The organism is Acidiphilium cryptum JF-5, assembly GCF_000016725.1.
GTDB lineage: Bacteria > Pseudomonadota > Alphaproteobacteria > Acetobacterales > Acetobacteraceae > Acidiphilium > Acidiphilium multivorum.
In genome coordinates this window covers 1,029,545-1,043,662 of record NC_009484.1, presented here as the reverse complement: position 1 = coordinate 1,043,662, position 14,118 = coordinate 1,029,545, and the positions used below count along the sequence as shown (strand labels likewise).

Here is a 14,118-nt window from a genome sequence, read left to right as displayed (position 1 = left end):
GTTGGGTCGGTCGCCTGATTACAGCGCCACGCTGCCCGCGGCCAGAGCCGCGGCGCGGGACGGATCGAAGCGGCGGTTGAGGGCGATCCGCGCGGGCTTCTCGATGAGCACGTGCAGCAGCACGGCAAGGCCGAGCGTGAGCGCCGCAAGCATGAAGGCGACCGCCAGCGGCGCGGCCGCGCGCGCGATGCCCAGATGCCGGAAAAACTGCGTGGTGAGGAGTTCGGCCGGCGCAAAACTCATGTAGAACGCATAGGAGATCACGCCCATGGCGCGCAGCGGGCGGATGGCGCCGATGCTCGCCGGCCGTTCGGCATCTCCCTGCATGGCGAGGCCATAAAGCATCAGCCAGAGGCCGAGCACGGTCATCGCGTCGTGCCCGGTCGCGGCGAAGGCGACTGCCAACGCTGCGCCGGCAAGCGCGATGATGCGGTTCGGCGCCTCGTCGGCGATGAAGGGGATGAACGCCGTTGTCGCCATTCCGGCGATGAATTCCGGAAAGAAGCGCAGCAACGAGCTGCCGAAGGTCAGGTTCAGCCCGCCATGGATATCGGCGACCGTGGCGAGAATGCTGAAACAGAGCGGCAGGGAGATCGCCAGCGCCCCCTTGTAGAAGACGCGGTAGCACGCGATCAGCAGCGGAAACAGCAGATAACCGGCCCATTCGCTGCTGATCGACCAGGAGGGATAGTTCCACGCCCAGTGATCAAGCGTCCCCCAGCCCTGAACGAGGGCGAGATGGCAGAGCAGTGCGAAGCCCGCGAAGCGGGCCGGCTCGCGCGGGGGGATGCCGGCCGCGATACCGGCAAGGAACAGCCCGCCGAGCAGCGCGATTACCGCGAAATGCACCGGATAGATCCGCGCCAGCCGCTTTCCCCAGAACCGCAAGGCCCCGCGCACGGTGAAGGGCGTGTCGGCGTCAACCCGAGTGAGAATCAGACCGGAGAGAATGAAAAAACCGTCGACGCCGAGATAACCGTGTTCCACGACCGGCGCGAACGGGCCGAGCCAGTGCGCGTACTCCACCTGCAGATTGACGTGATAGGCAAAGACCCAGAGCGCGAAGAGCGCGCGGCACGAGGTCAGATCGGTCAGTTCGCGGCGTCCCATCATCGGCGGCCGATCATGGACGGAAAAAAACCCGCCGGCCACAGGGCCAGCGGGCCAAGTTCAGGGAGGAAACGCCAGTCACACGGCAGAGCGAAGAACCAATCTCCGCTCTGCACACGATACTGCATTGCGGCATGCCGGGCGTAAAGCGAATTCACGCGCCTATGCACAAGAAAATGACGAATTTGGACATATATTGCTAAAATTTTCATCTGTATCGAAATGAAAAAGAACATTTGACTATAAAATAATCATCATATGTGCAGGACATGCACCTCGACCATCGGCCGTTTGCCGAAACGCCGCCCGAGCGCGCGGCGCAGGGCCGTTTGCGCTGCCTCCTTCACCGCATTCCGGTCGGTCCGCAGGTTGGCCGGCAGGTCCTCGAAGGTTGCGACAAAGTCTTCGGCCAGCGCGCCGAGCGCATGATCATCGGCTTCGAACAGGCCTGGCGCGGCGATCTGCGCCCCGCCCTTCACCTTGCCGGCGCGGTCGACCGCGATGCTGGCAACCACGACGCCGTTGAGCATCATCCGCCGTCGCGCGGCCATTACGCCGCCCTGCATCGGAACCAGCCGGTCTCCGTCCACCGCGAGCCGGCCGACCGGAACGCTGTCGACCACCTGCGGCGGTTCGGGCGCGAGGCGCAGCACATCGCCATCCTCCAGAAGGAGCGTGCTGATGCCGGCCGCCTCGGCCAGATCGGCCTGCGCCGCCATGTGGCGCCATTCGCCATGGGTCGGCACCAGATATTTCGGACGGACCAGACGGTAGAGCCGGCGCAGTTCGTCGCGGGCCGGATGGCCGGAGACATGCACCATGTGATCGTCGTCGGTCATCACGTTCACGCCGGCGCGGACCAGCTCGTCCTGCACCGCGCCGATCGCCCGTTCGTTGCCGGGGATCACGCGGGCGGAGAAGATCACGGTATCGCCCTCGCCCAGCGCGACGTTGCGATGCGTATCGGCGGCGATCCGCGCCAGCGCCGAGCGCTTCTCGCCCTGGCTGCCGGTGGCGAGGATCAGCAGGCTGTCATCCGGAATGGCGCCGACCTCGTCCTCGGGAACGAAATCCGGCAGGTCGGCGAGATAGCCCGCTTCCTGCGCCGCCTCGACATATTTGCCGAGGCTGCGTCCCACCAGCGCGACATGCCGGCCGGCGGCGGCGGCGGCCTTCACCACCGTATCGATCCGGGCGATGTTGCTCGCGAAACAGGTGACGACGATGCGACCGCGCAGCCCCGCGATCAGGCTCGTCAGGCTGCGTCGCACGGTCGCTTCCGAGCCGGAATGTCCCTCGACCAGCGCATTGGTCGAATCGCAGATCATCGCCAGCACGCCCGCATCGCCCAGCGCCTCGAGCGCCGCCTCGTCGGTCGGTGGGCCGATCAGCGGCTCCGGATCGAGTTTCCAGTCACCCGTATGCAGCACGGTGCCGTATTTCGTGGTGAGGACGAGTGCCTGCGACTCCGGCGTTGAGTGCGACATGCGGATATAGCGCAGCGCAAAGGGGCCAACCTCGAAGGCCGCGCCAGGCTGGATTTCGGTGATGCGCACGCTGCGCAGCAGCCCGGCCTCGCCGAGCCGGTAGCGGATCAGCGCCGCGGCGAAGGGCGTTGCGTAGACCGGGCAGCGCAGCGCGTCCCAGATCCGCGCGATGCCGCCGATATGGTCTTCGTGCGCATGGGTGATAACCAGGCCGGCGATGCGGTCCCGGTTGGCAGCCAGAAACGCCGGGTCGGGCACCAGCAACTCCGCTTCGGGCGCCTCTGGTCCGGCGAAGCCCATGCCGCAATCGACCACCAGCAGATCACCATCCAGCCCGTAGACGTTCAGGTTCATGCCGATCTCGCCGGTGCCGCCGAGCGGGGTGAAACTCAGCCCCTTGCTGATCTCGTTCATGAAGTCACCTTGTTTTCAGTCGCTTCGTTCTCGTTCATTCGTGTTCGGCCTCGCGCGGGCGCAGCACGGGGGCCGGGTTGCGCAGGGCCAGCAGGCGCAGCCCCTCGAGCGTGAGGTCGGGGTCGGTGTGTTCGATCCGGGACGTGCCCTCGGCGATCAGCGGCGCAAGCCCCCCGGTTGCGATCGTTTTCATCGGCGCCCCGAAATCCGCCTCGATCCGCGCGATGAGTCCCTCGACCAGCCCCACATATCCCCAATAGATGCCCGAGCGCATGGCGGGAATAGTCGACTTGCCGATCACAAGCTGCGGCCGGCCGATGCCGATTCGCGGCAGGCGAGCCGCGGCCTGGTGCAGCGCCTCGACCGAGAGATTGATCCCCGGCGCGATCACGCCGCCGACATAGGCGCCGTTGCCGTTCACCACGTCGAACGTCGTCGCGGTGCCGAAATCGATCACGATGAGCGGGCCACCGTAGCCATGATGGGCAGCCAACGCGTTGAGAAGGCGATCCGCACCGATTTCGGCCGGATTGTCCATCTCGATCGCAAAGCCCCAGTCGAGTTCGGCACGCGCGATCAGCGGCTCCAGGCTGAACCAGTCGCGGCAGAGCCGGCGCAGATGGTAGAGCGCGGCCGGCACCACGGTGCCGATCACCGCGCCATCGATCCCCCCGGCGGCAATTCCGGCCCGGTCAAGCAGGACGGTGAGCCAGACGCCATATTCGTCGGACGTGCGCTGCGCGTCGGTCGCGATGCGCCAGGTACCGCGCCAGCGCGACCCGTCATGCACCGCGAAGACGATGTTGGTGTTGCCCGCGTCGATGACCAGTTTCATGCCCAAGGCCCTGCTGCGCGATCAGATCAGGGCGACGTCACCGCCGCGCAATGCGGTGACCCGGTCGCCTTCACGGAGGAGCAGCGCGCCGTCATCGTCGAGCCCGGCATAGATGCCCGAACGCCGCCCGCCATCGACGGTGATCGCCGTGCCTTCGGGGTGCGCCCGACGCATCCAGGCGGCGCGCAGCGGCGCGGCGCCCGACGCCAGAACGTCGAGCCAGTGGTCGAGCCGCGCGCAGAATGCCGGCGCCAGCGCCTCCGGCGTCATCGCGCCACCCAGCGCGGCAAGGCTCGTCGTTACCCGACCCGGCACCGGCGGCGCCTCGGCCAGATTGACGCCGACGCCGACGATCATCGCGGTAATCATCCCGTTTTCGATTGTCGCATCCAGCAGGATGCCGGCGAGCTTGGCGGCGCCCGCCATCAGGTCGTTCGGCCATTTGAGCATGACTGCGCCGGGAGCCGGCAGCGCGGGATCGAGCACCTCGATCAGCGCGAGGCCGGCGAGCAGCGCGAACCATCCTCCCTGCCCCGCCGGAACGCGCGGGCGCAGCAGGGCGGAGCCGCAGAAATTGCCTGCCGGCGACTCCCAGGCCCGTCCCGCGCGCCCTCGCCCCGCGGTCTGCCGCGCCGCGACGACCATCAGCCGCTCGGGCTCTCCCTCAGCCGCGCGTCTTGCGCAGAAATCCGAGGTCGAGCCAAGCGTGTCGTAGTGTTCGATCCGCCAGGGCGCGCGGTCGGCTGTCAAAATCCCTGGCTCGTCATCAGCGCGTGGGCCGCCATGGTCGACAGGGTCGTCAGCGTCGACGGATGGAAGACGAACAGCACCGTGAACGCTGCGGCCGCCCCCATCACCAGGCTGACGCCGGCGCTGCGCCGGTCGAGCCCCGGTTCGCCGGCGTCGAAATACATCACCTTGATGACGCGCAGATAATAGAAGGCCGCGATCACGCTGGTGATGATGCCGAGCACGGCGAGCGGGCCGAGCCCCGCATTGATCGCGGCGGCAAAGACATAGAATTTGCCGAAAAAGCCCGCGAGCGGCGGAATGCCGGCCATCGACCACATCATGACCGCGAGCACGAAGGCAAAACGCGGATCGTCCGAGGCCATGCCGGCGAGATCGGCGATGCGCTCGACCGGCTGGCGGCCACGGCTCATCGCGATGATGCACCCGAAGGTGCCGAGCGACATCACGAGATAGATGGCGAGATAGATCAACGCGCCACTGACCCCGGCGGCGGTGCCGGCGGCAAGGCCCATCAGCGCGTAACCCATGTGGCCGATCGAGGAATAGCCCATCAGGCGCTTGATGCTGGTCTGCCGGATCGCGCCGATGGCGCCGATCACCATCGAAGCCGCGGCGATGATCTGCACGAGGTCGCGCCACTGCCCGAGCACGGGCCCGAACGGCCCCAGCATCACCCGCAGCAGTAGCGCAAAGACGGCAATTTTCGGCGCGGTGGCGAAGAAGGCCGTCACCGAGGTCGGCGCACCCTCATAGACGTCGGGTGTCCACATATGGAACGGTGCAGCGGAAATCTTGAAGGCGAGGCCGACGAGAACGAAGACGAGGCCGATCGTCGAGCCCACCGCCGCAGTCGGATGGCCGGCGAGCGCGTGGGCGATCCCGGCGAAATTCGTGGTTCCGGCGAAGCCGTAGACCAGCGAGATTCCGTAGAGCAGCAGCCCAGACGACAGCGCGCCCAGCACGAAATATTTCAGCCCCGCTTCCGAGGAGCGCAGATTGTGCCGCGCGAAGGCCGCCAGCACGTAGAGCGCAAGCGACTGGATCTCGAAGCCGATGTAAAGCGTGATCAGGTCGCTCGCCGAGACCAGAACCACCATGCCCGTCACCGCGAAGAGGACGAGCACCGGAAACTCGAAGCGGGTGATGCCGATATTGCGGTTGAACGTGACCGAGAGCGCGAGTGCGCCGATCGCCCCCAGCGCCACCAGCACGTCGGCGAAGCGGGTGAAATCATTGGTCTGGTAGAGACCGTGAAAGATCGTCCCGCCAGGCGCCGCGACCAGCAGCCGGGCGGCAATCGCGAGCACCACGATCGATGCTGCGGTGATCGCGAAACTGTGGTCGCGGTCGGTGAAGACGCCGGACATCAGCATGATCATCCCCGCGATGGCGAGGAACAGGATGGGCAGCACGGTATAGAACGTCGACATTGCCTCGCTCACTGCTTGATCATGGCCAGCCGGGCATGCGCGCCGGACGACAGGGCGGCGACATGGGCATGGACAAGGTCCTGCACCGCGCCGTCAAAGATATGGGTCAGGCCGCCGGGCACGAAGCCGAGCACGATGACCAGCACCGCCAGCGGCGCCAACATGAGCCATTCGCGCGGCCCGATATCGGCCATCACCGCGTTGGCGACGCTGCGCGCCTTGTCGAACAGCACGCGGCGGATCATCACCAGCATGTACATCACGCTCAGGATCATGCCGGAGCCGACAAGCAGGGCGACCCAGAAATTCGCCTGGATCGCGCCGATCATGACCAGGATCTCGCCGACGAAGCCGGATGTGCCGGGCAGGCCGACATTCGCCATCACGAACAGCATCAGGAAGGTGGCGTAGACCGGCATGCGCGAGGCCAGACCGCCAAGCTGGTCGAGCCGCAGCGAATGGCCGCGCGCCAGCAGGATGCCGACACAGAGGAACAATGCGGCAATGACGAGCCCGTGCGACACCATCTGGAACAGCGCGCCCTCGATTCCGGCGACGGTGACGGTGAAGATGCCGACCACGATCAGCCCCATATGCGCGACCGACGAATAGGCGATCATGCGCTTGATGTCGGTCTGCGCCAAGGCGGCGAAGGAAATGTAGACGATGCCGATGATACCGAGCGCGAACATGAACGGCTCGAAATAGGCCGTTGCCTGCGGCAGCATCGGCAGCGAGAAGCGCAGGAAACCGTAGGCCCCCATTTTCGAGAGCACCGCGGCCAGCATGATCGTGCCGGGCAGCGGCGCCTCGCCATAGGCGTCGGGCAGCCACGTATGCATCGGCCAGACCGCCGCCTTCACGCCGAAGGAGAGCAGGAAGGCGACGAACAGCCAGTCCTGCGTGGTCGGGGCGATCGCGGTGTGCATGAGCTGCACCATGTCGGTCGTGCCGGCGTGGTGCCACATCCAGACCAGGGCGAGCAGCATCGGCAGCGAGCCCGCGAGGGTGAAGAGGAAGAACTTCACCGCGGCATGAATCCGCCGCTCCCCGCCCCAGACGCCGATGATGAGATACATCGGGATCAGCACGCCCTCGAAGAAGATGTAGAACAGCAGGAAATCGAGGGCCGAGAACATGCCGATCGTCATGGTCTCGAGCAGCAGGAAGGCGGCCATGTAGTCGCGCACGCGCCGGCTCTCGCGCCAACTCGCCAATACAGCGACCGGCGTCAGCAGCGCGCTGAGTGCGACGAAGAACAGGCTGATGCCGTCAACGCCCATCCGGTAGCCGATGCCGTAGGCCGGGATCCATTCGGCAGAGTCGACGAACTGGAACCCATGCACTGACGGATTGAAGCCGACGACCATCACCACCGCGAGCACGAGCACGAGCAGGCTGGTCCACAGCGCGATCCAGCGCGCATTGCGGGCGGTGGCCGGGTTGGCCGAGTCGCCGGTGAAATACATCAGCACGGCGCCGGCGAGCGGCAGCCAGGTCATCAGCGAGAGAAGATGGAAATTCATGTGCCGCTCCCCCTCACCGCGCGACCAAGAAAACGGTCACCAGCACCATCAACCCGACCAGCATGACGAACCCGTAAACCGCGATCGATCCGCTCTGCAGCCGGCTGGCAACGCCGGAGGCATCGCCGGTCAGCCGCGCCAGGCCTTCCGGCACGCCGTCGATCATCTCCTCATCGCCGATCCGCCAGATGGCGCGCGCGATGCCCAGCGCCGGGCGGACGAAGATCGCGTCATACAACTCGTCGAAATACCATTTGTTGAGCAGGAACGCGTGGAGCCCGGGCCAGGCCTCGGCCAGCCGCGCCGGCAGCGCCGGAGCGAGCTCGTAGAACCAGTAGGCGATGCCGATCCCGGCAATCGCCAGCAGCAGCGGCATCTTCTCCGCCCAGGCCGGAATCGTGTTGCGCGCCGCCATCACCGCGCCACCATGCGGCAAGGCGATGCTGGCCCCCCAGAAATTCGCGAAATGTGCCCCGATGAAGGTCGGCCCGAGCAGGAAGCCGGTCGTCAGCGCCCCGATGGCCAGCACGACCAGCGGCAACAGCATCACCAGCGGGCTTTCATGCGCGTGGGCCAGCGTTTCGCTGGAGGCGCGCGGCTTGCCGTGGAAGGTGAGCAGCATCAACCGCACCGTGTAGAAGGCGGTCAGACCGGCGCCGAGCGTGCCACAGAGCCAGCCGAACACCGCCGTGTGCGACTGTGCGGCAAAGGCGGCCGACAGGATCGCATCCTTCGAGAAGTAACCCGAGAACGGCGGGATCGCGACCAGCGCCAGGCTTCCCGCCCACATCGTGACATAGGTGACCGGCAGCTTGCGCCACAGGCCGCCCATCTTGCGCACATCCTGCTCGTCGGCCAGCGCGTGGATCACCGAACCGGCGCCGAGGAACAGCAGCGCCTTGAAGAAGGCATGGTTGATCAGGTGGAAGATGCCGATCGGCGCCGCCCCCACGCCGACCGCGAGGAACATGTAGCCGAGTTGCGAGCAGGTCGAGTACGCGATGATGCGCTTGATGTCGTTCTGCACGCAGCCGATCGTTGCCGCGAAGAAGGCGGTGAAGCCGCCGATTACCGTGATCAGCGCCAGGGCAACGGGAGCCGCGTCGATGACCGGGGACATCCGCGCGGTCATGAACACGCCGGCGGTCACCATCGTCGCGGCATGGATGAGGGCGGAAATCGGCGTCGGGCCTTCCATCGCGTCCGGCAGCCAGGTGTGCAGGAACAGCTGGGCGGACTTGCCCATCGCGCCGATGAAGAGAAGGATCGAGATCACCTCGAGCACCGGCATATCGGTGCCGAACAGATGGTAGGCGTGCGGCGCGACCTTGGCCACGCCGGCGAAGATCGTATCGAAATTGACGCTGCCGAACTCATACCAGGTCAACGCGATACCGACCGCGAAGAACAGGTCACCCACCCGGTTGACGATGAAGGCCTTGATCGCCGCCTCGTTGGCGCTGGCGCGGTCATACCAGTAGCCGATCAGCAGGTAGGACATCAGGCCAACACCTTCCCAGCCGAAGAACAGCTGGAGCAGGTTGTTTGCCGTGGCGAGCATCAGCATCGCGAAGGTGAATAGAGAGATGTAGACGAAGAAGCGCGGCTCGGTGCGGTCCTCCGCCATGTATCCGATGCTGTAGACATGGATCAGCGCCGAAACCACGCAGACCATGCCCACCATCACGAGCGACAGCGTGTCCATCCGCAGCGCCCATTGCGGCGCGAAGGTGCCGACCGAAATCCATTGCCCGAGCACGATGAGATGGTCCGCCGCCCCGAGCACGAGATGGCGGTAGACCGTGCCGATCGCGGCGATGGCGGCGATGACCAGCGAGGCGACGCTGAGCCCGACGGCCGGAGCGCGGCCGAGGGTGGGGCGCGCGAGCCCGGCGAGCAGCGCGCCGGCCAGCGGCGCGAGAACGGCAATGGCAAGCAGCATGTCGGCTCAGCCCTTCATCAGCGTGACGTCTTCGACTTCGATCGAGCCGCGGTTGCGGAAATACACGACCAGGATCGCCAGCCCGATCGCAGCCTCCGCCGCCGCGACCGAGAGCACGAACATGGTAAAGACCTGCCCCGCCATGTCGTGCAGCGCCGAGGAGAAGGCGACGAAATTGATGTTGGCGGCGAGCAGGATCAGCTCGATCGACATCATGATGACGATGATGTTCTTCCGGTTGAGGAAGATCCCGAAAATCCCGATCACCAGCAGCAGGCCGGCGACGACGAGATAGGGCCCGAGCCCGACCGCGCTCATCGGATCGTCTCCCGTTTCGCGGGCGCTGCCTGTGTCATCTGCTTCGCTCCCTTGCCGATGCCGAGTTTGACCATCGTCAGCGTCTCGTCGATCGGCCGCTGATGCTGCATCGAGATGTCCTGACGGCGCGAGCGGCGCTCGCCCGAATGGGTCAGCACGATCGCCCCGATCATCGCCACGAGGAGCAGCAGCGCCACCAGTTCGAAGGCGAACATGTAACGGGTGTAGATCAGGTCGCCGAGTGCCGCGGTGTTCGAAAGATGCGCCGGCATCGGCACCTGGCTGGCGAGATGGGCGGCGGGGGTGATGGTCCAGCCGATGGCGACGGCGCCGATTTCCACCATCAGGATGAACCCGATCAGCAGGCCGAGGGGCGCGTAGCGCTGGAAGCCCTCGCGTAGCGCCGCGAAATCGACGTCGAGCATCATCACGACGAAGAGGAACAGCACGGCAACCGCGCCGACATAGACGATCACAAGCACCATCGCCAGGAATTCGGCGCCGGCGAGCACGAACAGCGCGCCCGCGTTGATGAAGGCGAGGATGAGGAACAGCACAGAATGCACCGGATTGCGCGCGGTGATCACCATGCAGGCCGAGAGCAGCAGGATCGCGGCGAAGACGTAGAATGCGAGCGTGACGATCATGGCGCGTTACCGGTAAGGCGCGTCGAGTTCGAGGCGCTTGGCCAGTTCGCTTTCCCAGCGGTCGCCGTTCGCGAGCAGTCTTTCCTTGTCATACATCAGCTCCTCGCGCGTCTCGGTCGCGAATTCGAAGTTCGGTCCTTCGACGATCGCATCGACCGGGCAGGCTTCCTCGCAGAGGCCGCAATAGATGCACTTTGTCATGTCGATGTCGTAGCGCGTGGTCCGGCGCGAGCCGTCCTCGCGCGGTTCCGCCTCGATCGTGATCGCCTGCGCGGGGCAGATCGCCTCGCACAGCTTGCAGGCGATGCAGCGTTCCTCGCCGTTCGGATACCGGCGCAGCGCGTGTTCGCCCTTGAAACGCGGGCTGATCGCGTTCTTCTCGAACGGGTAGTTCAGCGTCGCCTTGCGCGTGAAGAAATAACGCAGGGTCAGCCGCAGGCCGGAGAGAATCTCCAGCAGCAGGAAGCGGTGCGCGATGCGATCAAGTCTGGCCATCATCCGATCTCCCGGTCACGCATGCGGCAACCAGCCGAAAATTTCGAGAACGCTCGCCGTCAGCACCAGCCAGCCGAGCGAAAACGGCAGGAACACCTTCCAGCCAAGTTGCATCAGCTGGTCGTATCGGAAGCGCGGCAGCGTCGCGCGCACCCAGAGGAAAACGAACAGGCACAGCATGACCTTGAGCAGGAACCAGACCGGTCCGGGGATCCAGGTGAACGGCGCGATCGGGATCGGCGAGAGCCAGCCGCCGAGGAAGAGGATGGTCGTCATCCCACTCATCAGGATCATGTTCGCGTATTCGCCGAGGAAGAACAGCGCGAAGCTCATCGCGCTGTATTCGACGAAGAACCCGGCGACGATCTCGCTCTCGCCTTCCGGCAGGTCGAACGGCGCGCGGTTCGTCTCGGCGAGGCCCGAGATGAAGAACACCACCAGCATCGGCAGCAGCGGGATCGCGAACCAGATATGCCGCTGCGCCGTCACGATGTCGTTCAGGTTGAGACTGCCGACGCAGACCAGCACCGAGAGGATGACGATGCCGATCGAGACCTCGTAGCTCACCATCTGCGCCGCGCTGCGCATGGCGCCGAGAAAGGCGAATTTCGAGTTGCTCGCCCAGCCCGCGATGATCACGCCATAGACGCCAAGCGAGGAAATCGCGAACAGGTAGAGCAGTCCGACATTGATGTCCGCGATCCCCCAGTGGTCGTTCACCGGAATCACCGCCCAGGCGATGATCGCGAGCCCGAAGGTGATCATCGGCGCGAACAGGAACAGCATCCGGTTGGCGCCGTCGGGAATGATGGTCTCCTTGAACAGCATCTTGATCGCGTCCGCGAAGGGCTGCCACAGCCCGAACGGGCCGACCACGTTCGGTCCCTTGCGCAGTTGCATGGCCGCCAGCACCTTGCGCTCCGCATAGGTGAGATACGCGACACCGATCAGCAGCGGCACCAGCAGCGCCAGCGTGCGCAGCAGGGTGAGAACGAGAATGCCGAAATCCGTCGAGAAGAAACCCGCCTCCATCGCGCTCACTCCGCCGCCATCTGGCGCGGGAGGATGATTTCCTCGATGCATTTCGCCATGGTCGGGCTCGCGCGGCTGATCGGATCGGTCTGGTAATAGGTAGCGAAGGCGCGGCCGAACGGCGCGTCGCTCACGGCGGCGGCATCGCCGCGCGGCGCCTCGCCCCCGGCATGGCCGATGCGGCGCAGCGCGCCCGTCTCGCCGAAGACCGGATTGGCCTCGACCATGCGCGTGCGCAACGTGTCGAGATCGTCATAGGGCAGCGCCTGGCCAAGTGCGGCACTCGCCGCGCGCAGGATCGCCCAGTCCTCCCGCGCCTCGCCGGGCGGGAAAATCGCCCGCAGCGCGCGCTGCACCCTGCCCTCCGTATTCACATAGGTGCCGGATTTCTCGGTATAGGCTGCACCGGGAAGAATCACGTCGGCCCGCGCCGCACCGCGGTCGCCATGGTGACCCTGGTAGATCACGAACGTGTCCGCGCCGATCTGCGAGACGTCGAATTCATCCGCGCCGAGCAGCCACAGCACATCCACGCCACCGCCCATCATGCCGGCGATGTCCTTGCCGTTCTCCCCCGGCAGGAACCCGAGTTCGAGCGCGCCCATCCGCGCCGCCGCGTTGTGCAGCACGTTGAACCCGTGCCAGTCGGCGGTCAGCATGCCGGTCTGAAGCGCGATCTGCCAGCAGCAAGCGAGCACCGCCTTGGCATCCGGCCGCGCGAAGGCCTGCGGTCCCACGATCAGCATCGGCCGTTTCGCCGCCGCCAGCCGCTTCGTGAAGTGATGCTCCGGATCGAGCAGCGCCTTCAGCGCATCGCCACCTTCGCCGAGATGTTCATGCTCATAGGTCAGGTCGGCCGGCGCGCCGACCAGTCCGGCGAAGAAACCGGGAGTCTCGACCCAGCGGCGCCGCAGCCGTGCGTTCAGGACCGGCGCTTCCTGTCGCGGATTGGCGCCGACGATCAGCAGCGCGTCGGCCTCGTCGATTCCCTCGATCGTGGTGTTGAAGCGGTGGAATTCCCGGCTCGACACATCGAACACCGCGCCATCCTGCCGGCAGTCAAGATTGGTGGAGCCGAGCGCCCCCATCAGGTCCTTCAGCGCCATCATGCTCTCCGCATCGCAGAGATTGCCGGCAATGGCGCCGATCCGGCTGCCGTCGATTCCTCTGATCCGGCCGGCGATGGCGGCAAGCGCCTCGTCCCAGCCCGCCGGGCGCAGCTTGCCCGCCTCACGCAACCAGGGCCGGTCGAGCCGGCGGCGCTTCAGCCCGTCGATCGAGAAACGGCCCTTGTCGGCGAGCCATTCCTCGTTCACCGCGTCGTTCAGCCGGGGCAGGACGCGCAGCACCTCGCTGCCGCGCGCATCGATGCGGATATTGGTGCCGACCGCGTCGAACACGTCGATGCTGTCGGTCTTGCGCAACTCCCAGGTGCGGGCGGTGAACGCATAGGGCTTCGAGGTCAGCGCGCCGACCGGGCAGAGATCGATGATATTGCCCGATAACTCGGACGACAGGCCGCGCTCGACATAGTTGGTGATTTCCATGTGCTCGCCGCGCTGCACCGCGCCGAGTTCCGGCACGCCGGCGACCTCGGCCATGAAGCGGACGCAGCGGGTGCAGTGAATGCAGCGCGTCATCACCGTCTTGACGAGCGGGCCGAGATACTTGTCGGTCACCGCCCGCTTGTTGCCGTCGTAACGGGTATGGTCGCGCCCATAGCCCATCGCCTCGTCCTGCAGGTCGCACTCGCCGCCCTGATCGCAGATCGGGCAGTCGAGCGGATGGTTGATGAGCAGGAACTCCATCACCCCACGCCGCGCCTCGCGGACCTTCTCGCTGTCGGTATGGATGACCATGCCCTCGCCCACCGGCTGCCCGCAGGAGGCGACCGGCTTCGGCATCTTCTCGACTTCCACGAGGCACATGCGGCAGTTGCCGGCGATCGACAGCCGCTCATGGTAGCAGAAGCGCGGGATTTCCTTGCCCGCTTCCTCGCAGGCCTGCAGCACCGTGTATCCGTTCGGAACCTCGATCTCGAGTCCGTCCACCGTCACTTTCGGCATCAGATCCGCACCCCGCTCGTGGCGCGCGCGGCGCCGTCCATCGTCTCGTGCCGCATCGTCCCC

General features: G+C 65.9%; 12 protein-coding genes. All 12 read right to left on the bottom strand.

The features are described 5' to 3' along the window. Positions 1-18 precede the first annotated feature (18 nt). The 12 genes from ACRY_RS07140 to nuoG all read right to left on the bottom strand — a co-directional run bounded on the left by ACRY_RS07140 (position 19) and on the right by nuoG (position 14,055). Positions 19-1,113 (bottom strand): acyltransferase family protein, encoded by a 1,095-nt coding sequence (locus ACRY_RS07140; protein WP_011941880.1) that lies wholly within the window; start codon positions 1,111-1,113, stop codon positions 19-21. Between the two features lie 251 nt (positions 1,114-1,364). Beyond that, the gene (locus ACRY_RS07135; RefSeq protein ID WP_007422399.1) at positions 1,365-3,011 is read right to left on the bottom strand and encodes a ribonuclease J; all 1,647 of its coding nucleotides are present in this window, start codon (positions 3,009-3,011) and stop codon (positions 1,365-1,367) included. Positions 3,012-3,045: 34 nt separating this feature from the next. Beyond that, positions 3,046-3,846 (bottom strand): type III pantothenate kinase, encoded by an 801-nt coding sequence (locus tag ACRY_RS07130; protein WP_011941879.1) that lies wholly within the window; start codon positions 3,844-3,846, stop codon positions 3,046-3,048. Between the two features lie 21 nt (positions 3,847-3,867). Then, positions 3,868-4,596 carry a biotin--[acetyl-CoA-carboxylase] ligase gene (locus tag ACRY_RS07125; protein WP_011941878.1) on the bottom strand — a complete coding sequence of 243 codons (729 nt, stop codon included), beginning with the start codon at positions 4,594-4,596 and terminating at the stop codon, positions 3,868-3,870. Next, positions 4,593-6,029, bottom strand: coding sequence for an NADH-quinone oxidoreductase subunit NuoN (gene nuoN / locus ACRY_RS07120; protein ID WP_011941877.1), 1,437 nt, complete (start codon positions 6,027-6,029; stop codon positions 4,593-4,595). Before nuoN ends, ACRY_RS07125 begins: the two co-directional genes overlap by 4 nt. 8 nt (positions 6,030-6,037) lie before the next feature. Continuing rightward, positions 6,038-7,555, bottom strand: a complete 1,518-nt coding sequence (locus ACRY_RS07115; RefSeq protein WP_007422403.1) for an NADH-quinone oxidoreductase subunit M — start codon at positions 7,553-7,555, stop codon at positions 6,038-6,040. A 13-nt stretch (positions 7,556-7,568) separates the two neighbouring features. Further along, positions 7,569-9,497: an NADH-quinone oxidoreductase subunit L gene (gene nuoL / locus ACRY_RS07110; protein WP_011941876.1), complete on the bottom strand. Its 1,929-nt coding sequence runs from the start codon at positions 9,495-9,497 to the stop codon at positions 7,569-7,571. Between the two features lie 6 nt (positions 9,498-9,503). Further along, positions 9,504-9,815, bottom strand: a complete 312-nt coding sequence (nuoK, locus tag ACRY_RS07105) for an NADH-quinone oxidoreductase subunit NuoK (protein ID WP_011941875.1) — start codon at positions 9,813-9,815, stop codon at positions 9,504-9,506. Continuing rightward, positions 9,812-10,462 carry an NADH-quinone oxidoreductase subunit J gene (locus ACRY_RS07100; protein ID WP_007422406.1) on the bottom strand — a complete coding sequence of 217 codons (651 nt, stop codon included), beginning with the start codon at positions 10,460-10,462 and terminating at the stop codon, positions 9,812-9,814. The genes nuoK and ACRY_RS07100 overlap by 4 nt, the downstream gene beginning before the upstream one ends. Positions 10,463-10,468: 6 nt before the next feature. Next, positions 10,469-10,957 carry an NADH-quinone oxidoreductase subunit NuoI gene (gene nuoI, locus ACRY_RS07095; protein ID WP_035186180.1) on the bottom strand — a complete coding sequence of 163 codons (489 nt, stop codon included), beginning with the start codon at positions 10,955-10,957 and terminating at the stop codon, positions 10,469-10,471. A 15-nt stretch (positions 10,958-10,972) separates the two neighbouring features. Beyond that, the gene (gene nuoH / locus ACRY_RS07090; RefSeq protein WP_007422408.1) at positions 10,973-11,989 is read right to left on the bottom strand and encodes an NADH-quinone oxidoreductase subunit NuoH; all 1,017 of its coding nucleotides are present in this window, start codon (positions 11,987-11,989) and stop codon (positions 10,973-10,975) included. A 5-nt stretch (positions 11,990-11,994) separates the two neighbouring features. Further along, positions 11,995-14,055 (bottom strand): NADH-quinone oxidoreductase subunit NuoG, encoded by a 2,061-nt coding sequence (gene nuoG / locus ACRY_RS07085; protein ID WP_011941873.1) that lies wholly within the window; start codon positions 14,053-14,055, stop codon positions 11,995-11,997. Positions 14,056-14,118: the final 63 nt, after the last annotated feature.